Origin of the sequence: Pseudoalteromonas sp. SCSIO 43101, from assembly GCF_023650775.1 — a bacterium.
Classification (GTDB): Bacteria; Pseudomonadota; Gammaproteobacteria; order Enterobacterales; family Alteromonadaceae; genus Pseudoalteromonas; species Pseudoalteromonas apostichopi.
In genome coordinates this window covers 2782610-2804559 of sequence record NZ_CP072673.1, presented here as the reverse complement: position 1 = coordinate 2804559, position 21950 = coordinate 2782610, and the positions used below count along the sequence as shown (strand labels likewise).

Annotated in this window: 25 protein-coding genes; 11 read left to right on the top strand and 14 right to left on the bottom strand. The window is 41.0% G+C overall.

Translation table 11 applies throughout. The features are described 5' to 3' along the window. Positions 1-199: 199 nt before the first annotated feature. The 3 genes from gluQRS to sfsA all read right to left on the bottom strand — a co-directional run bounded on the left by gluQRS (position 200) and on the right by sfsA (position 2579). On the bottom strand, positions 200-1144 hold the full coding sequence (gene gluQRS / locus J8Z25_RS13040; RefSeq protein WP_250661171.1) for a tRNA glutamyl-Q(34) synthetase GluQRS: 945 nt from the start codon (positions 1142-1144) through the stop codon (positions 200-202). Positions 1145-1161: 17 nt separating this feature from the next. After that, positions 1162-1605, bottom strand: coding sequence for an RNA polymerase-binding protein DksA (gene dksA / locus J8Z25_RS13035; RefSeq protein ID WP_130050732.1), 444 nt, complete (start codon positions 1603-1605; stop codon positions 1162-1164). Between the two features lie 254 nt (positions 1606-1859). Beyond that, positions 1860-2579 carry a DNA/RNA nuclease SfsA gene (gene sfsA, locus J8Z25_RS13030; protein WP_178927350.1) on the bottom strand — a complete coding sequence of 240 codons (720 nt, stop codon included), beginning with the start codon at positions 2577-2579 and terminating at the stop codon, positions 1860-1862. A 149-nt stretch (positions 2580-2728) separates the two neighbouring features. On the opposite strand from sfsA, the gene pepB reads away from it, so the two are divergent. After that, positions 2729-4024, top strand: coding sequence for an aminopeptidase PepB (gene pepB / locus J8Z25_RS13025; RefSeq protein ID WP_250661170.1), 1296 nt, complete (start codon positions 2729-2731; stop codon positions 4022-4024). 197 nt (positions 4025-4221) lie between these two features. Beyond that, entirely contained in the window at positions 4222-4788 is a 567-nt protein-coding gene (locus tag J8Z25_RS13020) for a phosphoribosyltransferase (protein ID WP_130050735.1), read from the top strand. 35 nt (positions 4789-4823) lie between these two features. Here the strand turns inward: J8Z25_RS13020 and J8Z25_RS13015 are convergent, their stop codons facing one another. Beyond that, positions 4824-5480: a Crp/Fnr family transcriptional regulator gene (locus tag J8Z25_RS13015; protein WP_130050736.1), complete on the bottom strand. Its 657-nt coding sequence runs from the start codon at positions 5478-5480 to the stop codon at positions 4824-4826. A 268-nt stretch (positions 5481-5748) separates the two neighbouring features. Here J8Z25_RS13015 and J8Z25_RS13010 point away from each other — a divergent pair, with 268 nt between their 5' ends. Further along, positions 5749-5979, top strand: coding sequence for a YgjV family protein (locus J8Z25_RS13010; protein ID WP_130050737.1), 231 nt, complete (start codon positions 5749-5751; stop codon positions 5977-5979). Between the two features lie 12 nt (positions 5980-5991). On the opposite strand, the gene J8Z25_RS13005 is transcribed toward J8Z25_RS13010, so the two are convergent. The 5 genes from J8Z25_RS13005 to J8Z25_RS12985 all read right to left on the bottom strand — a co-directional run bounded on the left by J8Z25_RS13005 (position 5992) and on the right by J8Z25_RS12985 (position 8765). After that, positions 5992-7632 (bottom strand): amidohydrolase, encoded by a 1641-nt coding sequence (locus tag J8Z25_RS13005; protein WP_130050738.1) that lies wholly within the window; start codon positions 7630-7632, stop codon positions 5992-5994. A gap of 93 nt (positions 7633-7725) precedes the next feature. Beyond that, positions 7726-7959 (bottom strand): EF-hand domain-containing protein, encoded by a 234-nt coding sequence (locus J8Z25_RS13000; RefSeq protein WP_130050739.1) that lies wholly within the window; start codon positions 7957-7959, stop codon positions 7726-7728. A gap of 4 nt (positions 7960-7963) precedes the next feature. Beyond that, a complete protein-coding gene (locus J8Z25_RS12995; protein WP_130050740.1) occupies positions 7964-8197 on the bottom strand; it encodes an EF-hand domain-containing protein in 234 nt (77 codons plus the stop codon). 103 nt (positions 8198-8300) lie between these two features. Next, complete coding sequence (locus J8Z25_RS12990; protein ID WP_130050741.1) at positions 8301-8528, bottom strand: PLC family EF-hand domain-containing protein; 228 nt, start codon at positions 8526-8528, stop codon at positions 8301-8303. A gap of 9 nt (positions 8529-8537) precedes the next feature. Continuing rightward, positions 8538-8765 (bottom strand): EF-hand domain-containing protein, encoded by a 228-nt coding sequence (locus tag J8Z25_RS12985; protein WP_130050742.1) that lies wholly within the window; start codon positions 8763-8765, stop codon positions 8538-8540. Between the two features lie 312 nt (positions 8766-9077). On the opposite strand from J8Z25_RS12985, the gene J8Z25_RS12980 reads away from it, so the two are divergent. Genes J8Z25_RS12980 through J8Z25_RS12965 form a run of 4 tightly spaced genes read left to right on the top strand, consistent with a single transcriptional unit; the run spans position 9078 to position 12919 of the window. Continuing rightward, on the top strand, positions 9078-10535 hold the full coding sequence (locus J8Z25_RS12980) for a HAMP domain-containing sensor histidine kinase (RefSeq protein ID WP_250661169.1): 1458 nt from the start codon (positions 9078-9080) through the stop codon (positions 10533-10535). 1 nt (position 10536) lies between these two features. Continuing rightward, positions 10537-11064: a hypothetical protein gene (locus tag J8Z25_RS12975; protein WP_130050744.1), complete on the top strand. Its 528-nt coding sequence runs from the start codon at positions 10537-10539 to the stop codon at positions 11062-11064. Between the two features lie 2 nt (positions 11065-11066). Continuing rightward, positions 11067-12410, top strand: a complete 1344-nt coding sequence (locus J8Z25_RS12970; RefSeq protein ID WP_167658755.1) for a sigma 54-interacting transcriptional regulator — start codon at positions 11067-11069, stop codon at positions 12408-12410. An 8-nt stretch (positions 12411-12418) separates the two neighbouring features. Then, positions 12419-12919, top strand: a complete 501-nt coding sequence (locus J8Z25_RS12965) for a DUF1543 domain-containing protein (protein WP_130050746.1) — start codon at positions 12419-12421, stop codon at positions 12917-12919. A 42-nt stretch (positions 12920-12961) separates the two neighbouring features. Here J8Z25_RS12965 and J8Z25_RS12960 read toward each other — a convergent pair whose 3' ends face one another. The 4 genes from J8Z25_RS12960 to pdsR form a co-directional block, all read right to left on the bottom strand. Beyond that, positions 12962-13171, bottom strand: coding sequence for a hypothetical protein (locus tag J8Z25_RS12960; protein ID WP_054551195.1), 210 nt, complete (start codon positions 13169-13171; stop codon positions 12962-12964). 50 nt (positions 13172-13221) lie between these two features. Further along, positions 13222-13392, bottom strand: coding sequence for a hypothetical protein (locus J8Z25_RS12955; protein ID WP_167658756.1), 171 nt, complete (start codon positions 13390-13392; stop codon positions 13222-13224). Between the two features lie 111 nt (positions 13393-13503). Continuing rightward, positions 13504-15630 carry a proteobacterial dedicated sortase system histidine kinase gene (gene pdsS / locus J8Z25_RS12950; protein WP_250661168.1) on the bottom strand — a complete coding sequence of 709 codons (2127 nt, stop codon included), beginning with the start codon at positions 15628-15630 and terminating at the stop codon, positions 13504-13506. Continuing rightward, positions 15630-16319, bottom strand: coding sequence for a proteobacterial dedicated sortase system response regulator (pdsR, locus tag J8Z25_RS12945; protein WP_063527939.1), 690 nt, complete (start codon positions 16317-16319; stop codon positions 15630-15632). The genes pdsS and pdsR overlap by 1 nt, the downstream gene beginning before the upstream one ends. 219 nt (positions 16320-16538) lie before the next feature. Here pdsR and pdsO point away from each other — a divergent pair, with 219 nt between their 5' ends. The 3 genes from pdsO to J8Z25_RS12930 are packed head-to-tail and all read left to right on the top strand — an operon-like array spanning position 16539 to position 19860. Beyond that, entirely contained in the window at positions 16539-17276 is a 738-nt protein-coding gene (pdsO, locus tag J8Z25_RS12940) for a sortase-associated OmpA-like protein PdsO (protein ID WP_250661167.1), read from the top strand. A 26-nt stretch (positions 17277-17302) separates the two neighbouring features. Continuing rightward, entirely contained in the window at positions 17303-19288 is a 1986-nt protein-coding gene (locus tag J8Z25_RS12935; RefSeq protein ID WP_250661166.1) for a marine proteobacterial sortase target protein, read from the top strand. Beyond that, positions 19276-19860: a class GN sortase gene (locus J8Z25_RS12930; RefSeq protein WP_250661165.1), complete on the top strand. Its 585-nt coding sequence runs from the start codon at positions 19276-19278 to the stop codon at positions 19858-19860. Before J8Z25_RS12935 ends, J8Z25_RS12930 begins: the two co-directional genes overlap by 13 nt. Here J8Z25_RS12930 and J8Z25_RS12925 read toward each other — a convergent pair. Further along, complete coding sequence (locus J8Z25_RS12925; protein WP_130050752.1) at positions 19770-20714, bottom strand: DMT family transporter; 945 nt, start codon at positions 20712-20714, stop codon at positions 19770-19772. The genes J8Z25_RS12930 and J8Z25_RS12925 overlap by 91 nt on opposite strands. Before the next feature lie 125 nt (positions 20715-20839). On the opposite strand from J8Z25_RS12925, the gene proB reads away from it, so the two are divergent. Continuing rightward, positions 20840-21943: a glutamate 5-kinase gene (proB, locus tag J8Z25_RS12920; protein ID WP_250661164.1), complete on the top strand. Its 1104-nt coding sequence runs from the start codon at positions 20840-20842 to the stop codon at positions 21941-21943. The last annotated feature ends 7 nt before the right edge of the window (positions 21944-21950 follow it).

Here is a 21950-nt window from a genome sequence, read left to right as displayed (position 1 = left end):
AATCTGTCTCCTACGACGCGGACTTTGCGACTCATCAAGTATAGCGTTTGTTTGTTACTTCGCCGATGTGAGATTGACGTGTAATCAATGTGTTTTAAATGACGCTAAATTAAGGTGTTGATGATTCGCACACTTTGGGTCGCTATCATATACCAGCAGGGCTGAAAAATTAAGTTACTCGGCCTTTAAAATTGGCAATTTATTTTTCAATAGGAACAAAGTCACAAAAAGTAGAGTTCGAATCCTCGTTAACTTGTATTTCTTGTACCTTTGGAATGTATTCAAGACGGTAAGTTTCGACTGCCCATGCTAGCATTTGTTCTATATCTAATGACAGTAGAGAGACTTCTGGCTTTAAACCTAAAAAGCGAAAGGCATCGAACAAGGCCGGTTTTGGATCTGATTTCGCTATTGCTGGCGCGTAATTCTGTTTCGATAGCTTAAAACCAGGTTTAGCAACCGCTAACGGTAGATGTGCATATTGTGGAGTAGGTTTATTGAGTTGCTTAAACAAACTGAGTTGTCGTGCAGTTGGCTCAATTAAATCAGCGCCGCGAACTACTCGTGTTATATCTTGTGCAATATCATCAACGACCACGACCAGTTGGTAAGCAAATAAACCATCACTTCGCTTTATTAAGTAGTCTTCTTTGGCAAGTTTGCTATTTACACTAACCTCACCTTGAATTAAATCATGATAGTGACTTGTTGCATATTGCTGGGTTAAACGCAGTGCTGAATCAGCTAAAGAGTGGTTTTTATCTCGGCAATGGCCTTGGTAAATTCCCCCGATAGCTTTAATTTCTTTACGGGTGCAATGACATGCATAAACAAGGTTTTGTGAAATTAGCTCATCAACAATTGCTTGGTATTGCTCATGACGCTGGGTTTGGTAAATGACGGGCTCGTCCCAGTATAGGCCATAAGCCTCTAGGGTATGTAATATATCGTCGCTAGCACCGCTTACAACACGCGTTGTGTCGATATCTTCAATGCGTACTAACCATTTTCCTTGATTGGCTTTTGCATCAAGGAAGCTACCCACAGCCGCTATAAGTGAGCCAAAATGTAATGGCCCTGAAGGGGATGGCGCAAAGCGGCCACGATATTCACGCATTGGCGTGTTAACGGCTGTGGTAGACATGGGCTAATTAAAGGATATTAACCGCGTCCAGATTGCTTTTCTTTAATTTCCGCAAGCGTTTTGCAGTCTACACATAAATCAGCTGTAGGACGCGCTTCTAAACGGCGGATACCAATTTCAATACCACATGATTCACAGAAACCAAAATCGTCTTCTTTGATTAATTGAATCGTTTTTTCTATTTTCTTGATCAGTTTACGCTCGCGGTCACGAGTACGAAGTTCTAATGAGAATTCTTCTTCTTGTGCTGCACGGTCTACTGGATCTGGAAAGTTAGCTGCTTCGTCTTGCATATGCGATTTAGTACGGTCTACTTCGTTACGTAAATCGTTACGCCAAGCTTCTAAAATTGTTTTGAAATGAGCACGTTGTGCTTCATTCATATACTCTTCACCTGGTTTTTCTTGATATGGATCCAACCCGGCTTGAGCCAATAACCCTAGTCTTTTTTGGTCTGGCATAACTTTCTCCTAAATCCTTAATATTTTGCCCAGCATTAGCCGGCGGCTATAAATAGCAGAATCATTAGGTTGAGGCAAATTTATTTTTAATTAATCCTATAGGCCTCGAGCTGATGATTGCTCAAATAATTATGGGCGGTTTTGTAAGCCCTTAACTATCCGTTAATTTTTTAAAATTTGCATAGTTATATGGGCAAAAAAAAATAATACAACTTAAATCGTGTTATTTACTGCTGTTTTAAGAAAAGAGTTGTTTAAGGCTGAAAACTACACTTTTCCTGCAATTGAATCTCGTTGGCTGAAATTTTTGCTTTATAAGCAATCACTTCAACTCCTTGCTCTATTGCATGAGCTAAAAGTTGCGCATATTTGGGATCGATATGAGCTGCAGCACTTACTTGATTAATACCTTCATGTAAAACTGCAAACAGTAAGACTGCACGATGCCCTTGTTGCACCATTTCTACTAGTTCCCTTAGGTGCTTTTGACCTCGTTCAGTTTTTGCATCTGGAAAATAACCTTGCCCAGACTGCGGCTCTAATTGCGAGAGTAAAGTCACTGATTTTACTTCAATATAACAATGGGGCTTGTTTTCATCTGTTAATAAAAAATCGATACGGCTATTTTCTTGGCCGTATTTTACTTCTGCTGTAATTGTTTGGTAATCAGCTAGTTCAGCAATAGTGCCAGCATTGAGAGCCTCTTGCACAATTCTGTTTGCAATAGCGGTATTGACACAAATTAAATGATTAAATTGATTCTCTGTTAGTTGCAGTGAATGGGGGTATTTGCGTTTGGTGTTATCACTGGTTGAATAAAAAGCGTTAAACCCTGGCTCAGCACAGCCCGTCATCTTTCCTGTATTGGCGCAATGCGCTGTAAACTGCTCGCCTTCAGCCGTTTTTAAGTCGGCTAAAAAGCGTTTGTAGCGTTTTATTAAGGTGGCTGATTGTAATGCGGGAGTGAACTTCATGGCTCTAATAATTTCGTTTTTCTTTATTGTATGTCATTCATTACGAGGATTGAACCACTCAACATAATGCTATTTATCGCAAGCTGTTGGGAACTTACGTTGGCTGTAGTAAACTCAGGCAACATTTTTAGCGCAAAGAGTATTCTAACATGTCAGAAAAATTTTTAGTTCAACTTAGCGAGCAGGGCGCTGCCGCACACTGGGGCGAAAAAGCCGCTCTTTCTTTTACTGAACAAGGCGCAACTGTTCATTTAACTGAGCAAGATACACTTAAAAACGTACAAAAAGCAGCACGTACGTTAGCTAATCAAGGCTTAAAAAATATTGCTTTAGTGGGCGATGTTTGGTGTACAGAAACACAATGGGCTTTTTATCAAGGCTTTGTTTCACCAAAAAATTTAGATGCAATTGAGTTTGTTGAAAATGCAAAAACAGACAGCAAAGAACTGGCTTCTTTAAAGCAAGCTGCGACTTGGGCTCGTCAAATGATCAATGGCACAGCTGATGATATTTTCCCTGAGAGCCTAGCTGGTAAAGCGGCAGAATTCATTCAGTCATTAGCGCCTGAACACGTAAGCTATCAAATCATTAAAGGTGATGCTTTATTAGAGCAACAATGGATTGGTATCCACGCGGTAGGTCGTGGTAGTGAACGCCCACCGGTATTATTAGCATTAGATTACAACCCAACTGGTGACGAAAATGCCCCTGTTGCTGCCGCTTTGGTTGGTAAAGGCATTACCTTTGATTCAGGAGGTTACTCAATCAAAGCAAGTGAAGGCATGCTAGGCATGAAGTGCGATATGGGTGGTGCTGCTACAGTAACTGCAGGCTTAGCACTTGCTATTAACCGTGGTATCAACAAACGCATTAAATTATTCTTATGCTGTGCGGAAAACCTTATTTCAGGCCATGCATATAAACTTGGCGATATCCTAACCTATAAGAATGGTACAACGGTTGAAATCGTTAATACTGATGCTGAAGGCCGTTTAGTACTTGCTGACGGTTTAATGGCTGCAGGTGATTCGGGTGCGCCATTAATTATTGATGCGGCAACACTAACAGGCGCTGCACTGGTAGCTGTTGGTCAAGAGTACAACGCATTATTTGGTCTTGATAAAGAGCTTGTACGTGACGTACAAGACTTTGCAGAGCAGGAAATGGAAGCTGCTTGGCCATTACCACTTGAAAAATGGCATCAACAAAACTGTCCATCACCATATGCAGATACCGCAAATAGCCGTCCTCAAAAGGGTGGTGGCTATGGTGGTGCATCTAATGCGGCTGGTTTCTTATCTCGCTTTGTGCCAAATGAAGGCAAAGGTTGGGTACACATTGACCTGGCAGCAGCATTTAACATGGGTAGTACAAGTGAGTGGGCTGCTGGTGCGACAACACAAGGTATGCGAACAGTTGCAAGAACCTTACTAGAAAAAGCATAAGTAATTTACTTTTCTGTGATTAATAAAAAGCGCCTAACTTAGATGAAGTTAAGGCGCTTTTTTTGTAAATTCACAAACTGATACAAGCTTTTTTGAGTAAATTAGTATAAAATCCCGCCCCACATTTTCTCATCCTGTGGTTAGTTATTATTAAATTAGCTACACTTGAATGATCATTCACACTGGGGTCTCTATTTATGTCAGATAAGTGCTATATCACTGCGCAGCAGCTTCTTGAAGATTCATTTCGTGTTGCGGCACAAGTTTATGAAGATGGTTTCCGTCCTGATTTCATCATTGGTATTTGGCGTGGTGGTGCTCCAATTGGTATCGCAGTTCAAGAATATTACGACTACAAAGGTATCGAAACTGACCATATTGCAGTGCGTACTTCTTCGTATTACGGTATTAACCAGCAGTCAAAAGAGATCAAAGTTCACGGTTTGCATTACATCATTGAAAATGCGAATGCAGATAACTCATTATTAATCGTTGATGACGTGTTCGATTCTGGCCGCAGTATTTTTGCATTGAAAGAAAAGCTTTCTGAATTAATGCGTTTGAACTTACCACGTGATATTCGTGTTGCATGTCCATACTACAAGCCAAAGAACTCAAAAGTAGACATGGTGCCAGATTATTATATTCATGAGTCTGAAGAGTGGTTAGTATTCCCTCATGAACTTTCAGGCTTAACGCCAGACGAAATCATCGAAGGAAAGTCTGATTTAGCTAATATTCACGACATACTTTTAGAAAAATAAGCATCATTTTTACAAAGTTATGAGTGTTCTTACACTCATAACTGCGCAAAACTTTCGACGTAGTCACTAAGCTTGTCGATATCTACCACTTGTAAGCCTTGAGTACTTCTCTTTACTAAGCCTTTTTCAACTAATTCTGTTACAACGCGTCTATAAGCTCTTTCGGTGGTGGCAAAGCGCTCAGCTTCTGCATTTACGGTAGGGTAGGCACGCAGTAATGTTGGGTTATTATTCTCAGCTCTTAATAAGCAATCTTTAGCTATGTTGTAGCTAAGTGGTAATAGCAGCTTATCTAAATTTATTTTTTGGTTTTCTTGGAATTTAGCAGCGATTGTTTGCGCTGTGTATAAGCTTAGCTCTGGTTTTTCTAATAGTAGTGCACGCCAATGTTTAAGCTCAATTAGGTTATAACTTACATCACTAAAGCACGTTACTGTGTAAATACAGGGATAATTATTCAGTGCTTCAATCTCACCAATCAGGGTGTTATTACAGTCAAGTTGACCTAAAAGAAGGCGTCGGCCGTTACCCACGTCATAGCTGAATGACACCGTGCCGCTTCTAACTAATACGAGTTTTGATAAAGGTTGATCCTGATGGATCAGCACTTCTTTTTTAGCTTGTTGAAAACTGCTGCCAGCAAATGTCAGTAATTGGTCAACAAGATAGCTTGAAAAATGATATTGAAACATTAACGCCGCTCTTCGGACAATTGTCCTATTTATTACATCTTAATGACGTTAGCATTAAGATTCTAAGAATTTACGCTAACTTGCTAGTAAGGTGTTTCACGTTACTGATACCTTCATTTCCCGTGTAATGATTTTAAAGCCAAGATTTTTCTGCAGCTTTACAAGGTTTTTAGTAAGTTAGCTTTTTTATTTTATTGTCAAAGTAGCACTGAGTGCGTCAAAAAAAATGACAAGCTCCAATGCTAACCTAAAGCCTAGGAGAGAACAATTGAGTTGGGAATATTTAGGCTATTTAGCGTCAGCACTTTTGGTTGCTTCTTTGACAATGAGTGATGTTGTTAAGCTACGTTGGCTTAACCTAGCAGGATGTATTGCATTTACCTTCTACGGGCTGGCAATTGGTGCTGTTCCTGTGGCCTTTACCAATGGTTTACTAGCATTTGTGAATATTTACCACATCATAAAATTAAAGCGTCAGCAAAAAGCTGACGCTAAGTAACACTTAGTAATACTAATCTTCTTTTTTATACTTAAGCTGACCCGCAATCCAAGTTTGTGTCACGTTTATATCGTGGATCTCTGAGACTGGCGCTTTGTAATAGTCTTTATCAATCAAGATAAAGTCAGCCCACTTTCCTTGCTCTAAACTGCCAAGTTTAAACTCTTGATGTGCAGCATATGCACCACCTAAAGTAAAAGCACGTAAAGCTTCATCACGCGATAGTAGCTCTTGTGGTCGCCAGCCGCCTTCTGGCAGCTGATTATGATCCATGCGAGTAATGGCTGAATATAAGCCGTCAAACGGATCAGCAAGCTCTACTGGAAAATCAGAACCCGCCGCAATCACTGAGCCTTGCGCTAAAAAGGTTTTCCAAGCGTAAGCCCCTTCAAGTTGTTTTTCAGTTAGACGTTGCTCTGCCATATGCATATCAGATGTTGCATGAACAGGCTGCATTGATGGAATGATTTTTAACGTTTTAAAACGAGGAATGTCTTCAGGAGTAACAATTTGTGCATGTTCAATTCGGTTACGAAGTAAAATTCCACCGGTTTTTTTAAACACATTTTCATAGGCATCTAGCACTACGTGATTGGCTTTATCACCAATTGCATGGGTGTTAGCACTAAAGCCATGGGTAAAGCTTAAGTTGAATAGTTGCTCAAGCTTTTCTTGGGTTTCAAGCATTAAGCCATGGTGATTTTTTCGATCTGCGTATTCCTCGATTAGGGCTGCACCACGACTTCCTAGCGCACCATCAGCATACACTTTGACACTACGAATCGACAGCATGTCATTCATATCTTTATATCGGCCCGCTTTAAGCATTGTTTCTAGCTGAGGATCAGCAGCACTTAGCATGGCTACTATTCTAACGGGAAGGGTGCTTTGTTCAGAGCGCTGCTTATACACTTGCCAGGTATCATAATCGATACCGGCATCATGGGTTGATGTAATCCCTAAACTAAGTAGATGTTTACCTGCATTATCTAATGCAGTATTAATGCTGGCATGGCTTGCTTTTGGTACATGCTGAGTAATAAGCGTTTCGGCTTTATCAATGAATACCCCTGAAGGTAAACCAGAATCCAGTTTTATAATTTCACCACCGGCAGGAGAGCGAGTTTCTTTGGTGATACCTGCAAGCTCCATTGCTTTTGAATTTACCCACACAGCATGGCCATCAACTCGAGAAAGCACTACGGGTTTATCTTTTAAATACTTGTCTAAATCAGCAGCATTTGGGAACTGTCCACCAGGCCACTGCTCTTGGTTCCAACCTCGACCAATGATCCAGCCTTGTTTATCTTTAGCAAACTCAGCTAGCATTTTGCCAACTTCATCTGCCGAGCGAGTACTTCTAACATCAAGTTGTGAAAGGTTATTACCTAAACCAATCACATGGCCATGGGCATCAATCAAACCAGGCAATAACGTGGCTTGTTGGCCATCAATCGTGGTGGCATCAGGAAAGCTTTTTTTGATTGAATCATTACCGGTTTTTACAACTTTACCGTCTTTAAAAACCAGTGTTGAAAAGTGTTGAGTTTCACCTTTGTAGGTTGGTGTGTAACCATTTACATTGTAAATTACTGTGGTATTGGCAAAACAACTTATCGAAGCTGTTGCCAGTAAGCTGATGATGAGTTTCATAATCTTCTAATAGTTTTTATTGAATTATGAAAACATTATCAGAGTTGCAGTAAACTGCAACTCAGCAGCAATTAAATAATCAAATAGACATTTTTATTTACTTGCGTAGACCTTAAATTCACTCAGCGATAATTTATTATCTTTATCGCTGTCGTAATTTTTAAAACGTGACCATAGAGCAGGATCTCTTGCAGACTCTGAGCGAGTAAGGTAGCCATCGTCATTACGGTCAAGTTGTTTAAATTTTTCACCAATACTATCTGCAGCAAAACCCAATGTGCTAAATCCACAACATAAAATTAGGCTGGCAAAGGTTAATTTTGACATTACTTTAACTCTTGTTTGTTAAATAGTGTTTAAATTCTAGGAGCGAAATTTGTTGATCTTTATCTGTATCCCACTCTGCCATGCGTTTTTGCAAGTGTGGTTGGGATGACAGTTCTTGCAAAGACAAAAAGCCATTTTTGTCTTTATCTAGGTGATCAAATCTTTGTTTTACATCCAATGCTAAGCTATTGAAGCTTATTGTAATTAAGGTACATGAAGCAAGCCAGAAAATTCTCATAATTACACTCCTTTATAAATAAAAGTGCTTGCCATAATTTAACTCCCATAATTTAAATCCGTTTACACATTCCCTCTGGGATTATGGCAAGCACTTTAAGCCGTTAAGGTTTGAATTTTTCAAACTCTTGTTCAGACAAAACTTGATCGCCGTTTTCATCTAGGTCGGCAAATTGCTTAAGTAAGTTATCGTGCTTAGTCGCTTCAGCTAAAGAAATCTCACCGTCGGCGTTTGTATCAAATTTAGCAAATCGAACATCCATTTGTGATGCTAAAACGGTAGCGCTGATAACCAAAAACATGAGTGAAAACGCTGCTAAAAGTTGTTTCATTACAATCTCCTATTGAATAAACGACTGAAACTCAGAAAATGAAATTTGACCATCTTGGTTACTATCTATTTGAGTAAAGTTGCTATGTAATAATGCATCTTCAGATGCCTCTGCTTCACTCAAAAAGCCGTTACTGTCTTTATCTAGCTCGTTAAAAGTCGTTTGCAGATCGAATGCATAACAGTCTACCGTAACTAGGTTTATCAACACTGCGGCTGAAATGGCCGTAATCTTCATTTTGTGTCCTAAATGACTAATTTACTTTGTAGTTATCAAAATTGGTGCCAGTTTTTAAATGTGTTAATTATCAGTGGGTTATATCTTTTGCGTGGTTTTTAATGCGAAATAGTTACAGAGTATTGTGTCTTTTTTGCAACGCTTTTTAGGCGACTAAGCTTTATTCACCTTGTTTCAATGAGTTAGCGTGTTGCTAAATAGCAACTATGTATCAGTTTTTGGGTAAAAGTCAGTACTTTTTAAGGTCGGATTCAGCGAGTGTCTAAGTTTATTCACTAATAATCAGCATCATCAATTATGTTGAGAGTGAATATGCAAAATAAAGTAGCGATAAAAATGAAACAGTTAGTCAACTGGCGGCCTAGTCTTATTGGTCAGTTCGTTTGTAGTATTTTGCTGTCTTTACTGCCGTTATCTTTAGTGGTGATTTTGTTTTTAAATGCCCTTAATAAGCAGCTTGCGCTGACCCAAGAAATCGTCGGTGACAATTACGAACTTACCAAAGCATTCAATAATCTTAAACAAGACTTAAATAGTTTAGAAAGGGCGACTCGACAAAATTGGGTGCTTAAGAGTGAATCTCTCGATAGCCTGATTGCTAACAAGTGGCAATCTTCTTTGCAAAGTGTTGATGAGCTTATTTTTTTGAGCCCTACAGCTGATTATGTGTCGCAGTGGCGTCAGCTTGCTGAGGTATTACAATTTGCAGAGCAGCACTTGCTAGTTGAACAAAAGCAAGATGGTGAGCTGTTTGCTCCTGCTAGCAAGCTTATCAGTGAACAAACAAACTGGCTTAAAGAGCAAAATGAATTACGGATCACAAAAAACCAACAGCAATTAAAAGCATTACAAGCTTCATTTATTAATTGGTTAATAGCATTAATTCCACTCACGCTATTGGTAGGTGGTGGATTTCTATGGCGGATAAGCGGACGCCTACGAGAGCTTACCAATGTTATTGATAAATTAGGGCAAGGGCACTGGCAGCAAAAAATTCATGTCCGTGGTTCTTCAGAGTTAGTTGAATTAGGCAATAAACTTGAATGGGTACAAGCACAGTTACATATGCTTGAGCAGCAAAAAGATACTTTTTTGCGTCATGTGACACATGAGTTGAAAACCCCCCTAGCTTCTATGGTTGAAGGCACAGATTTACTTGCAGATGAAATTGTTGGCCCAATCAATAGCGAGCAACAAGCAGTCCTTGAGCTAATAACACAAAGTATGGTGCGACTTAGAGTCATGATTGAAAGCTTATTGAGTTACAACGCTATCCGCACTAGTAAGCAAAGCCTGAGCGAGCTTAATTTTAACGTGATGATGAATAAAATTGAGCGTCATTTTGAGCACCGATTATCTGCGCGTGACTTATCCATTGTTTGGGTTAACGAGTTACCAAATAAAGCCTTGTTTATATCAATAGAACTACTTGAAATGGTGCTTATTCAGCTGACCTCAAATGCGTTAAAGTTTTCGCCAGAACATGAGTCAGTGATAATCAAGGCAAGCTTAAAGCAGGGGCAATTAATTTTGAGTGTAAGCGACTTAGGCGAAGGCATTGATGATACTGAAAAAGCCGCTGTGTTCGGGGCTTTTTACCAAGGCAAGAATGCAAAACAACATACTGAAATGAGCAGCGGACTGGGTTTAACCATAGTCAAAGAAACCGTTGAGCAATTAAACGGTAAGCTCTCTATTACTGATAATGACCCTCAAGGGTGTGTATTTACAGCCATTTTACCAATTCAATTAACCCAAGGAGTTAACTGATATGGGCTTAGCTAATAAAGCCAGTTTTATGCTTGTTATAGGCACGTTTTTTATAACTGGGTGCACGCTCACGCAAAAGAATGTTGAGCCAGAACAAGTAGAGCCGAAAGCAGAGGTTAAACCTGATGGGCAACCTAACCCTAAACCTCGACCAAAAAGTGAGCCTTTGTATCCGTCCGCAAGTACCGTTATTGCATGGCATGCTGCCAAGTGTGGTGGCTTTAAAGCAAAATCTGACAAAGTAAATTATGTTGGTGAGAATGAACTAAAACGTCTTTTTGAGTCGATATGTTTATTCGCTGCTTCAGAACCTGAAAAGGCCCTTAACCTGCTTGATAAAAGCGACCGTGCTTATTATTGGCCAGATGATATTAAGCAGTATCTTTGGTTACAAAAGCAATATTTACAGCAAAGTTTAGCGGCAAAACAAGCAAAGCAAGCGCTGAGTGATGAAATGGAAAAAACCTTATCGTCGCTTGCGACTATCGAACAACAACTTCTGCTACGTGAAGAAACCAAGGAGCAGTAACCATGAATGAAGTAACAAAACCACGAGTTTTATTAGTTGATGACGATGCTAGTTTATTAAAGTTATTGGCGATTAGAATTGAGTCTAAAGGCTACTTGGTAAGTACTGTTGAAAGTGGCATTGAGGCATTACAAGCGCTAAAAAGCCAAACCTATGATGCGGTGATCACTGACTTAAGAATGGATGAAATGGACGGCATGGCCCTGCATCGCCAACTGCAAAGTCGTTATCCTTCGATGCCGGTGATTATGATGACAGCGCATGGTTCGATTCCTGATGCAGTTGAAGCAACTAAACAAGGTATATTTGCGTTTATTACCAAGCCGGTTGATAAAGATGAGCTGTTCGACAGCCTTGCTAAAGCTATCGAGATCCATGGTGTACATGGTGATGAAACACCGACACAAACAAATATTGTCACCCGCAGCGGCGCGATGTTGCATTTACTTGAGCAAGTTAAATTGCTTGGCCCAACGCAAGTGAATGTGTTGATTTCCGGTGCCAGCGGAACAGGTAAAGAGCTGCTAGCACAAGCGATACATCAACATAGCCATGTTAGTGAAGGGCCATTTGTTGCTATTAACTGCGGCGCTGTGCCGGGGGAGCTTTTAGAGTCTGAATTGTTTGGTCATAAAAAAGGCGCGTTTACAGGCGCGGTAAAAGACCACCAAGGTTTGTTTCAACAAGCCCAAGGTGGTACCCTTTTTCTAGACGAAATAGGTGATATGCCGCTAAATTTACAAGTAAAGCTGCTAAGGGTTTTACAAGAGAAAACCATTCGCCCTGTGGGCTTTCAAGAAGAAATCCCAATTGATGTGAGGGTGGTGTCAGCGACTCACAAGAACCTCCCTGAGGCAATCAGCAACCAGCAATTCCGTGAAGATTTATATTACCGATTAAATGTGGTGAACTTAAAACTCCCTCCTCTTTGTGAGCGCAGAGAAGATATTAGTTTGCTAGCACAGCATTTTGCAGGTTTAATTGCTAAACGTATGGGACAAGAGCAAAAGCAATTTGCTAATGATGCGATGCATGCCTTGGTTCGCTATGACTGGCCGGGTAATATTCGTCAATTACAGAATGTGATAGAGCAGGTAGTAGCCCTAACACCCGGTAAAGTGATTGCAGCTCAGCTCGTAGAAAGTGCATTAAACAGCAATGCTAGTATTGCTGAGCCGCTTTCTTTAAATGATGCAAAAAAAGAATTTGAGCGAGATTATTTAATTAATACGCTGAAAATGTCAGCGGGTAATGTTGCCGAAGCCGCTAAGCTTGCGAAACGTAATCGCTCAGATTTTTATAAATTAATTAAAAAGCACAATATTAATGTTGAAAGCTTAATATAAGGAAAAACATGGCACTTTTTTTAGTCTATTTGGGCGGTCGTATTCAAGGATGCCACATTGAAATGCACGATGTTAGATTTGTCGTAGGCGATAACATTGAACAAACCTATTCAAAGCTTAAAGCACAGTGGGTGGGTGATAAAAGCAAAGTACATATGGATAGCTACATGCAAATTCAGCATATCGATGGCTATCAGGTTGAAGTAGTTGATACTCAACATAGCCAAGCTGAAAAACTGTATTTTGTGAATTTAGGTGCCTATCGAGCAGATAGCCTTGCTGAGCAACATGATTTTGCCTTGTACGTTGCGCGTAGCAGTGAAGAAGCAAAGCAACGCGCTAAAGAGTCTTTATTGGCTGGAATGACTCATCTTCATAAAGATGATTTACACGATGTGGACGATTGTTTTGCGATTGATTTGCTTGATAGCAACTTATCAATCAAATTAACGCCAAGTGGGCAGGCACAAGCCATGAAGCCCGACTGGTTCGGTTATCATGTATTGTGATATCTATGCTCAATAATACTTAATTAAGCGAGTTGGTATTAACTATTCTTGATTATCGTTTTTGCTGGCAACTTTAAAGGCGATAATCACCAATCCAAACAAGGCAAATGGCAGTGCAGCGAGTAAATACTCAACGGTGTGGCTGTCTTGATAGTTAGGCTGAAGTAGGAAGTGACCTGCAACACAAAGTAAAATAGCCACGAACAAAACGGGCAGTAAAATCAGTTCTTTTTTAGGTGAGTGTTTTTTCATTACAGAATGCCATCTTTAGAAAGTGCGCCATTGTAATGATGTCAGCTTAGTCAGGTCAAATAAGTTGCTTTGTAGTTTGCTTTATATTGCGCTGTATCAACTTTTTTTGTGTCAGTTTTTACTGGCTGCTTTTTTGGAGCCGCTTGTTTATCTGTTACTTCATTATGGTTAAATAGCCCCATAATGAATTCAATCTCTTCACGTTGTAATCCAGATCGCATGATGCTCTCCAAAAATATTTTCCTTTTGTAATACAAATATTACGTTCTGTAATCTGAATTATTGGTGAATATAACGTCTCTAAACTGTAATCATATGTAACGCAAATGTGCTTATTTAATAGGCAGCTTCACAGTAAACACAACACCTGTGCCATCATCTAAATTTTCTGCCAATACCTTACCGTGATGGTAATCGCAAATAAGCCTTACAATGTATAGACCTAAGCCTAAATGAGGCTGCTGCTGATGTTGTTGGCTCCTCACAGATACCATTGAGTCAAAAATGTGTTCAACTAAACCATCGGGTAACAAAGGCCCTTGGTTGCTAATCGTTAATAGCGCATGTTGATCTTGCTTGGTTAAGCTAACTGAAATTGTGCTTTGTGGGGTTTTAAATTCAAGTGCATTGTTGATAAGTTTATCGAGTAATTGGGCAATAAACTCTGGTGCTCCACTGACATTCAATGGTTCTTTATCAAGCGATAGAGTAAATAGGCTTTCACCATAGGTTATTTGATAGCCCTGCATGCAGCCGGTGATCACCTTGGTCAGGTCAAACTCTTCTGCCTCGGCATTTTGAATACTTTGTTCAAGGCGCGTTGCTTCACTCATGGTGGTAATAATTTTACCTAACCGCTCAACCCCTTCACTGGCACGGTCGAGGTATTTTTGACTCAGTTCAGATTGCGGCTGCATTTGTAAATTTTCAAGTGATGAGCGCACAACAGCCACGGGCGTACGAAGTTCATGGGAGAGTCGTGATGACATATTTTCTAAATAATCAGTATAACCACTTAAGCGACTAACAATATTGGCAAAGCTGCGAGAAAGGTCGCCAATTTCATCATTAGAGTCGGCATAGGTTATGTTGCCAGTGATCCGCCCTTGGGCATCAATGGCTTGTTCAGCATTATCACGTAAGCGGCGGATACGGCTGGAAATTCTTGAAGCAAAAAAGAACAGGGTCACAGTGCCAACAAGCATCACCGCTAAAATGACATTAAATAGCTTTTCTAGTGACTTGTTACGTAATGTACGCACGCCATTGGTAGTCTCTTCTGCGATTACTGCACCAATGACTTTATCTTGGATCCAAATAGGGTAGGCGGCCGATAGAATAACGGCTTTGTTATCTGGGGTTAAGCGCCATGATGATGCGGGTTTTCCTTTTAAGGCACTCGCAATATGTGTGCCTTGCATCGCTGCTACGTCATGTAAGGTATCAATGAATTCATTCTCTGGGCGAGTTAAAATTTTATAGTAAAGTGGATGTAGGTAATCTTGCTCAAAGCTTTGCCACCAGGTTGTTGCGGACTCCTCTTTTAGGCCGTCTGCCCAAACGCCATCGGCATGATGAATTGAGCCTGATTGTGCAAGTACACGATGATGGTTATCGACCACCCAAATTCGACTGCCACTGTGGCCCATGCCTTTCAAAATACGGTTAATTTCTGGCGAAGGCACTAAAACAGAGCCGATATCATTGGGGTTTTGTAGGTTTGAGGTCGACATAAGCTGAGGCTCAACCTTGTCTTCATCCCAATCTTCAATCGCAAAACCAAGCTTATTACCTAGCATCGCAAGCGGAAAACGCAGCTCTATATTGTAACCCGTGTCGGTGCTTTTGAAATAGCCTTGGATTTTCGTGACAGGCTCTTGTGTTGTAGCATCAAAGGCATTAACCCAACCATCTTGGCGGGCGGCCACCACATAACTTTTAAATTCACCTTCAGGTGTTTTTAACATGATTTGTAAGTGATCATTGCGAGTAAAGCTAAGCACATTTTTAGCACGATACACCAGTGAACTGTCTGTTACTTTAAATGCTGCATAAAGGTAGTTTTCGTATTTGCCTACCATGTGATCAAAACTTAGATCACTATCTTGATGATCGTTACTTAACCCCTGTAAGTAGCGCTTGTCATAATGCCAAAATAAACTTTGATAAGGTTGCCACTCCGACAATTTACCATCAAGTTGAATCGGGTTATTTAGGTTATAGGCATATAAATCTCGACCTTTTACAACTTGATCTAAAAAATTGGTTTGCGAGTCAAATAAAGCGGGCCGCTCATGTAATGCCGTTGCTAGCGCGCGGGTTGTACCAACTAAGGTTTTTTCTTGGCCTTGTCTTAAGAACTTTTCCATTTCCCAAACATATTCATAGCCAAGCCAAGGCAATAAAAACAAAAAGCAGGATAAGAAAATAAACTTTGTTCTAAGCCCAAAACGCAGCATTAAGCTTGCTCCCAGCGGTAACCCATACCGTACACTGTATCAATGCAGTCAAACGCATCATCTAAGGCAATAAACTTTTTACGAATGCGTTTTACGTGCGAGGTAATGGTGCTGTCATCAACATAAATTTTCGCATCACTCATTAATTCGTTACGGCTTTTTACATGGCCTGGGCGCTGTGCAAGTGAATGCACCATCCAAAATTCTGTCACAGTTAAATCAACCAGTTGCTCTTGCCAAAAAACCTGCATGCGCTGAGTATCTAACTTTAATGGACCGCGATGCAAAAGAGCGGTTTGATCAGCTGGTTGGTCGAAGGCATCAAGGCGCCTAAACAATGCGCCAATGCGAGCAGCAAGATGTGCCATACTGATGTCTTTGGTTAAGTAATCGTCAGCTCCCATACGCAGGCCGCATACGGTATCAATTTCGCTATCACGGGCGGTTAAAAATATAATCGGTAAGGTTTTAGATAGACTGCGTAATGTTTGGCAAAGTAAAAACCCACCATCCACTTCATGGCCAAGGCCAATATCAACAATGGCTAAATCTGGTAAAGATTGACTAAATGCCAGTTCAGCACTGGCTCTGTCAGCAAAGCCTACAACTTGATAGCCCTGAGCACTGAGCATTTCAGTGTAGTTTTCGCGGATTGCTGTTTCATCTTCAACGATTGCTATTTTCTTCATTGTTAATACTTACTTAAATTCTTTCTATAGCGAACTATACCTAATTTTTTGCCTTGCGTACTGGCAAAAACGCGATTGCCATTTTTCTGCCACAATTGCTCAGCAGTTTGCCTTTTTTGATCCCTTTTATTGCCATTTCGACTTGTTTCAATAGCTCCATACCAAGTTCGCAACACCAACCAATGTTGCCAAGCAATTAAGTAGAAAAAGGATTAAACCATGAAAAAATTAATTATTGCCGCTGTCATCACATCAGCTCTAACTGCAACCCCTTTTGCAGAAGCTGCGAGTAAAACAAAACAAGAGACACCGAAAGAAACGGCCATTGGCCTAGGTGCTGGTGCAGTTGTAGGTGGCATAGTAGGAGGCCCAGTTGGCGCATTTATTGGCGCGTTTGCTGGTGGCTTAATTGGCGAAAAAGAAGCGGCAGAAAACACCATTGATGAGCAAGCCCACGCATTAGTTTTAATGAAAGAGCAAACCGCAGATTACCAACAAGTGATTGCTGATATTGAAGCCCTTAGTGAGCAACTTGAATTATTAGCTGATGAAAAAGAGCAGTTACTACAAGCCCAATTAAACACCTTACTGGCTATGACGGTACAGTTTAAAACCGGCTCTAGCGAAATAGCTCCGCACTTTGCTAATCAACTCGACAAAGTCGCGCAGTTACTCATAGCCCAGCCAAATCTTGCTATCGATTTAAGTGGTTTTGCTGATCAGCGCGGTGATGAGCTAGCTAATTTAATGCTCTCGAAACAGCGTGTAAATGCAGTACAAAGTTATTTGATTAAGCAAGGCGTGCCTCATACCCGATTAACCGCAACCGCCTTTGGTGAGCAGCAAAGTGTCGCTGATTCAAATAACTACGAAGACAACGTGTTTGATCGCCGCGTAACCTTAACGACACGCCCTGTGGCACAAAGTCGCTTACGCACAGCGCAAAGTAACCACTAATTCATCTATCGATGGAGTGACAAATTATGTTGAGTAACCGTACCAAAAGGTTCCTTTTTGGGAGCCTTTTTATCCTCTTATTAGGCTATGCTGTTAATCCAGCATTTGCTGAAAATGCCAGTGCCGAACTGCGTTTTTATGATGACTCAAATAGCCAAGTGTCGTCGGGTTTATTAGTGAAAAACGATGTCACTATGAAGCTCACCGGGCTTATTAATCATGTTGTTGTTAAACAGCGTTATCAAAACCCGCACCCATTTGCGGTAAATGCCCGGTATGTGTTTCCGTTGCCTGATGAAAGTGCTGTTCATGCTATGCAAATGCAAATTGGTGAGCGTATTATCACAGGCAATATTGCCCTTAAGCAGCAGGCTGAACAGCAATTTGAGCAAGCTCAAAAGCAGGGTAAACATGCCGCGTTAGTGCGTCAGCAACGTGCTAATATTTTCTCTACCGATGTGGCAAACCTTGGAGCAGGTGAAGAAATTGAAATCACCTTGCAATATCAGGAGATCATCGGTTTTCGTGATGGTGTATTTTCATTGCGTTTTCCTACAACGATTACACCGCGTTACGAACCTTTGACGGCAGCGCTTCAGCAAACAGTTAATACAGAGAAAAAGTTTGAGCCAACAACTGACACAGAGCAAGTGGCATCAGCTTGGTTAAAACCTGTTTTTTACCGTGCGAAAAGCCAAAAGTCTGATGCGAGCTTAAACCTTGTTATTGCGATGGATATTGGCCTTGAACTGAGTGATATCAGTGCTAATTTAGCGGGCATGCAAATCGATAATCCAAACTTTGGTCAGTACCAATTATCACTTAATCGTGATGTTCCAATGGATAGAGACTTTGAGCTCGAATTTAAACCCCTTGATAAAGCCCATTCACAAGCTGCATTTTTTACCGAAACAGTAGCAGGGCAAGAATATGGCTTACTGATGTTAGTACCGCCAAGCGATCACTTTACCTCGCAGGCACGCCTTTCGCGTGAAATGGTGTTTGTTATTGATACCTCAGGCTCAATGCATGGTCAATCTATGGAACAGGCCAAACAAGCCCTGTTCTATGCCTTATCGTTATTAGATGAAAATGACAGTTTTAACATTATAGGTTTTGATGACGAAGTGTCGGTATTAAGTGATACACCTATGATTGCCAATGATTTTAACATCCGCCGCGCAGAGCGCTTTATTTATGGTTTACAAGCAGATGGTGGCACCGAAATAGCAAAAGCACTGACTCAGGTACTTGATGGTAAACAGCATGATGGTTTTGTACGCCAAGTGGTGTTTTTAACAGATGGCAGTGTTGGTAATGAAACGCAGCTATTTAAGCAAATTCAAACGGGTTTAGGTGACAGTAGGCTCTTTACTGTCGGTATCGGCAGCGCACCTAATAGCTTTTTTATGACTAGGGCTGCCGATATTGGCCGTGGTACTTTCACTTTTATTAGTAGTACCAGTCAAGTACAGCCAAAAATGCAACTGCTTTTTAATAAGCTGGCACACCCCGCTGTTACAAAGCTTGCTCTTGAAGGCGATAAAGGTGCACTTGAATATTGGCCATCGCCGTTACCGGACCTGTATTTTTCTGAGCCTGTTTTGGTTGCAGTAAAGCTTGATGGCAGTCAGCACTTAACGTTAAAGGGGCAAACAAATTCAGGGCCAATGACTATTAATTTAGCAACGAATAATGCCGCAAGCGGTGAAGGTATAGCAAGGCTTTGGGCAAGACAAAAAATTAAGTCTCTGCTGCTATATAACGAAAAACAGGCGGTACGCGCAGAAGTCGAAACATTGGCACTTCAGCATCATTTACTCAGCCCTTTTACAGCCTTTATTGCGGTTGATAACTATGCGGGTAATGAGATTGCAGAGCGTTCAATGCAAGTACGAAACAAACTACCGAACGGCATGACACTTCCGCAAACCGACGGACAAAGCCGGATGTTTATGCTACTGGGGTTGATGTTGATTGCATCCTCGTGGTTATGGCAATGGCGACGCTAAAAAAAGCGCTGCCAGTTTGCTGCGCATTACTAGGTATCGCATTGTTTGCTAATGGGGGATATATGCAGGCGAAGGCTTGGCTTGCTCAGGTGTTAATTGAGTCGGCTTGGCAGCAAGCTTTGCTGAGTCCTTATGAGCAAGTAAGGCCATGGTTTTACGCCGATGGTTATGTCACCGCACACATAAATTGGCCAAGTCAGCAGCAAGAATTGACAGTATTTGCTGGTGCATCGGGGCGAAACCTCGCGTTTGCCCCCGGGCACTTTTTGCCAAGCGGTGAACTTGGCAGCTCAAAAGGGGTGTTAATAGCTGGCCATAACGACACCCACTTTGCATTTCTAAAACATGTTGTAGTGGGTGAGCAGTTCAGTGTGCAATTGCAAAATGGCCAGATTGAACACTATCAAGTTCGCAGCATAGATATTATTCATCAAAGCGAACAGGACTTTTTAGCTCAATCAGGCCTTTATTTATTAACCTGTTACCCTTTTGACTCGTTAGCTTCAGGAACTGAGTTTAGGCTACTGGTGTCGGCTGATAAATTATCGTCTACGTCAACTTTGAGTTCTTGATGGCGCTGACTAACAATAACACCGGCGAATACCACCGCAATACTCACCCATTGCCATACGGTTAGTACTTCGCCTAGTAGAATGGCTGACAAAATTAACGCAAAAATTGGAATCAGGTTTGAGTATGCGGCAGCGGTTAACACCGACACCTTACTGATGGCGTAATTGTACATGCCATAGCCACCTAAAGTGACACAAGAACCTAAATATAAAATGCTCAATAGGGCACTTAAATCGTGCTGATTTTCGCTTGGTAATTCGATAAAAAATAAAAAAGGCGCAAAGAACAAGCTACCACTAAACCCTTGAATTGCTATTAAGGTCAGCGGTGAGTAACGCGCTACTAAGTGTTTTACACTCACGGTATAAAATGCGGCGCATACCATCGCCATCAGCTCTAAAAAGTTACCAAGCAGTGGATTAGGGGCTTGTTCAGTACTTGGTGATAATAGCGTTAATAAAATACTGCCACCAATACACAAGGTAAAACCAACGACGATGGCTTTACTGATGTACTCTTTTAATATTAAGAACGCCAAAATAGCGACAATAATTGGCAAGCAAGAGACAATTACCCCTGCTTGCGATGCAGAAGTGTATTCTAGTGCATGGCCCTCAAATAAATAATAAAAGCAAGGCTCAGCTAGTGACATACCAATTAAGTACTTCCAGTCACCTTTTTTAAACTCAAAACGGATTATGTAGCGCCATAAACATAAGCTAATCAATAACGTGGTTAGCATTCTTAAAAAAATGACTAACACAGGATCATAAATATTGATTGCGTGCTTTAAAGCAATGTAGGAGCTGCCCCATAAAAAGGTCGCGATAATTAAGCATAAACTGGCTGGCATAGGTGTCGCTATTGAGTAAAAAAACGAGAACGCGATCCTAGCATGAATTTATTTAACTTGTTCAAAAACTGTTAGCTGGTATATATATATCCAAACTACCTCAATATGCAGAATATAAGAATCAAATGCAAAGACCACACGTCGTTGTTGTAAAGCTGGGCACAAGTGTGCTGACAGGCGGTACCGACAAATTAGATAAAGCGCACATGGTTGAACTTGTTCGCCAATGTTGCGAATTAAAAAAACAGGGTTATCAGGTTGTTTTAGTATCAAGCGGCGCGGTTGCTGCAGGTCGTGAGCAACTAATTACCCCCTGTGGTCGTTCTTTGATTGAAAAACAAATGCTTGCCGCTATCGGCCAAGGCCAGCTAATTCATATATGGCAAAGTCTGTTCGCTTTGTATGGGGTGAATGTTGGGCAAATGTTACTTACACGTGCAGATGTAGAAGACCGTGAACGTTACTTAAATGCCCGCGATACCTTAAATGCGCTACTTGCACATAATGTGGTGCCAATTATTAACGAGAACGACGCCGTGGCAACCGCTGAGATTAAAGTGGGCGATAACGATAACTTATCTGCTTTAGTCGCGATATTAGCGAATGCAGAAAAGCTGTTACTGTTAACTGACCAAGAAGGCTTATTTACAGGCGATCCTCGCTCTGATGCTAATGCAACACTTATCAACGAAGTTGAGCACATTAATGATGAGCTAAGAGAACTCGCTGGTGGAAGTGGCACCACCCTAGGTACCGGTGGTATGGCTACCAAACTGCAAGCTGCTGATATTGCACGTCGCGCTGGTGTAGAAGTAATTATCGCCAAAGGCGCGGGTAAAAATGTGATTCTAAATTGCATGGCCGATGAGCTCCCAGGCACACGCTTTTTAAAACTAAAGGCACCAAAAGATGGCCGTAAAAAATGGCTACTTGCAGGGCCAAAAAGTACGGGCCAGTTGGTAATAGACGATGGAGCGATCGTTGCGCTTAAAGAGCGTGGCGCAAGTTTGTTAGCGAAAGGAGTCAAAACTGTACGTGGCTGTTTTGAGCGCGGTGATTTCATTGACGTCGTGTCGAGTCAGGGGCAATACATTGCTAAAGGACTTGTAAACTTTGACCATCAAGAAATTGATCAAATTAAAGGTTGTCATTCATCGCAAATTACTGAGCTGCTTACATTTGCATCAAGCAGTGAAGTAATTCACCGAGATGATATGATTTTGTTATAGTTTTTTA

Excerpts from the sequence above, each read along its gene's own strand:
- gluQRS (WP_250661171.1), bottom strand. The coding sequence starts at position 1,144 with ATGTCTACCACAGCCGTTAACACGCCAATGCGTGAATATCGTGGCCGC.
- dksA (WP_130050732.1), bottom strand. The coding sequence starts at position 1,605 with ATGCCAGACCAAAAAAGACTAGGGTTATTGGCTCAAGCCGGGTTGGAT.
- sfsA (WP_178927350.1), bottom strand. The coding sequence starts at position 2,579 with ATGAAGTTCACTCCCGCATTACAATCAGCCACCTTAATAAAACGCTAC.
- pepB (WP_250661170.1), top strand. The coding sequence starts at position 2,729 with ATGTCAGAAAAATTTTTAGTTCAACTTAGCGAGCAGGGCGCTGCCGCA.
- J8Z25_RS13020 (WP_130050735.1), top strand. The coding sequence starts at position 4,222 with ATGTCAGATAAGTGCTATATCACTGCGCAGCAGCTTCTTGAAGATTCA.
- J8Z25_RS13015 (WP_130050736.1), bottom strand. The coding sequence starts at position 5,480 with ATGTTTCAATATCATTTTTCAAGCTATCTTGTTGACCAATTACTGACA.
- J8Z25_RS13005 (WP_130050738.1), bottom strand. The coding sequence starts at position 7,632 with ATGAAACTCATCATCAGCTTACTGGCAACAGCTTCGATAAGTTGTTTT.
- J8Z25_RS13000 (WP_130050739.1), bottom strand. The coding sequence starts at position 7,959 with ATGTCAAAATTAACCTTTGCCAGCCTAATTTTATGTTGTGGATTTAGC.
- J8Z25_RS12995 (WP_130050740.1), bottom strand. The coding sequence starts at position 8,197 with ATGAGAATTTTCTGGCTTGCTTCATGTACCTTAATTACAATAAGCTTC.
- J8Z25_RS12990 (WP_130050741.1), bottom strand. The coding sequence starts at position 8,528 with ATGAAACAACTTTTAGCAGCGTTTTCACTCATGTTTTTGGTTATCAGC.
- J8Z25_RS12985 (WP_130050742.1), bottom strand. The coding sequence starts at position 8,765 with ATGAAGATTACGGCCATTTCAGCCGCAGTGTTGATAAACCTAGTTACG.
- J8Z25_RS12980 (WP_250661169.1), top strand. The coding sequence starts at position 9,078 with ATGCAAAATAAAGTAGCGATAAAAATGAAACAGTTAGTCAACTGGCGG.
- J8Z25_RS12975 (WP_130050744.1), top strand. The coding sequence starts at position 10,537 with ATGGGCTTAGCTAATAAAGCCAGTTTTATGCTTGTTATAGGCACGTTT.
- J8Z25_RS12970 (WP_167658755.1), top strand. The coding sequence starts at position 11,067 with ATGAATGAAGTAACAAAACCACGAGTTTTATTAGTTGATGACGATGCT.
- J8Z25_RS12965 (WP_130050746.1), top strand. The coding sequence starts at position 12,419 with ATGGCACTTTTTTTAGTCTATTTGGGCGGTCGTATTCAAGGATGCCAC.
- J8Z25_RS12960 (WP_054551195.1), bottom strand. The coding sequence starts at position 13,171 with ATGAAAAAACACTCACCTAAAAAAGAACTGATTTTACTGCCCGTTTTG.
- J8Z25_RS12955 (WP_167658756.1), bottom strand. The coding sequence starts at position 13,392 with ATGCGATCTGGATTACAACGTGAAGAGATTGAATTCATTATGGGGCTA.
- pdsS (WP_250661168.1), bottom strand. The coding sequence starts at position 15,630 with ATGCTGCGTTTTGGGCTTAGAACAAAGTTTATTTTCTTATCCTGCTTT.
- pdsR (WP_063527939.1), bottom strand. The coding sequence starts at position 16,319 with ATGAAGAAAATAGCAATCGTTGAAGATGAAACAGCAATCCGCGAAAAC.
- pdsO (WP_250661167.1), top strand. The coding sequence starts at position 16,539 with ATGAAAAAATTAATTATTGCCGCTGTCATCACATCAGCTCTAACTGCA.
- J8Z25_RS12935 (WP_250661166.1), top strand. The coding sequence starts at position 17,303 with ATGTTGAGTAACCGTACCAAAAGGTTCCTTTTTGGGAGCCTTTTTATC.
- J8Z25_RS12930 (WP_250661165.1), top strand. The coding sequence starts at position 19,276 with ATGGCGACGCTAAAAAAAGCGCTGCCAGTTTGCTGCGCATTACTAGGT.
- J8Z25_RS12925 (WP_130050752.1), bottom strand. The coding sequence starts at position 20,714 with ATGCCAGCCAGTTTATGCTTAATTATCGCGACCTTTTTATGGGGCAGC.
- proB (WP_250661164.1), top strand. The coding sequence starts at position 20,840 with ATGCAAAGACCACACGTCGTTGTTGTAAAGCTGGGCACAAGTGTGCTG.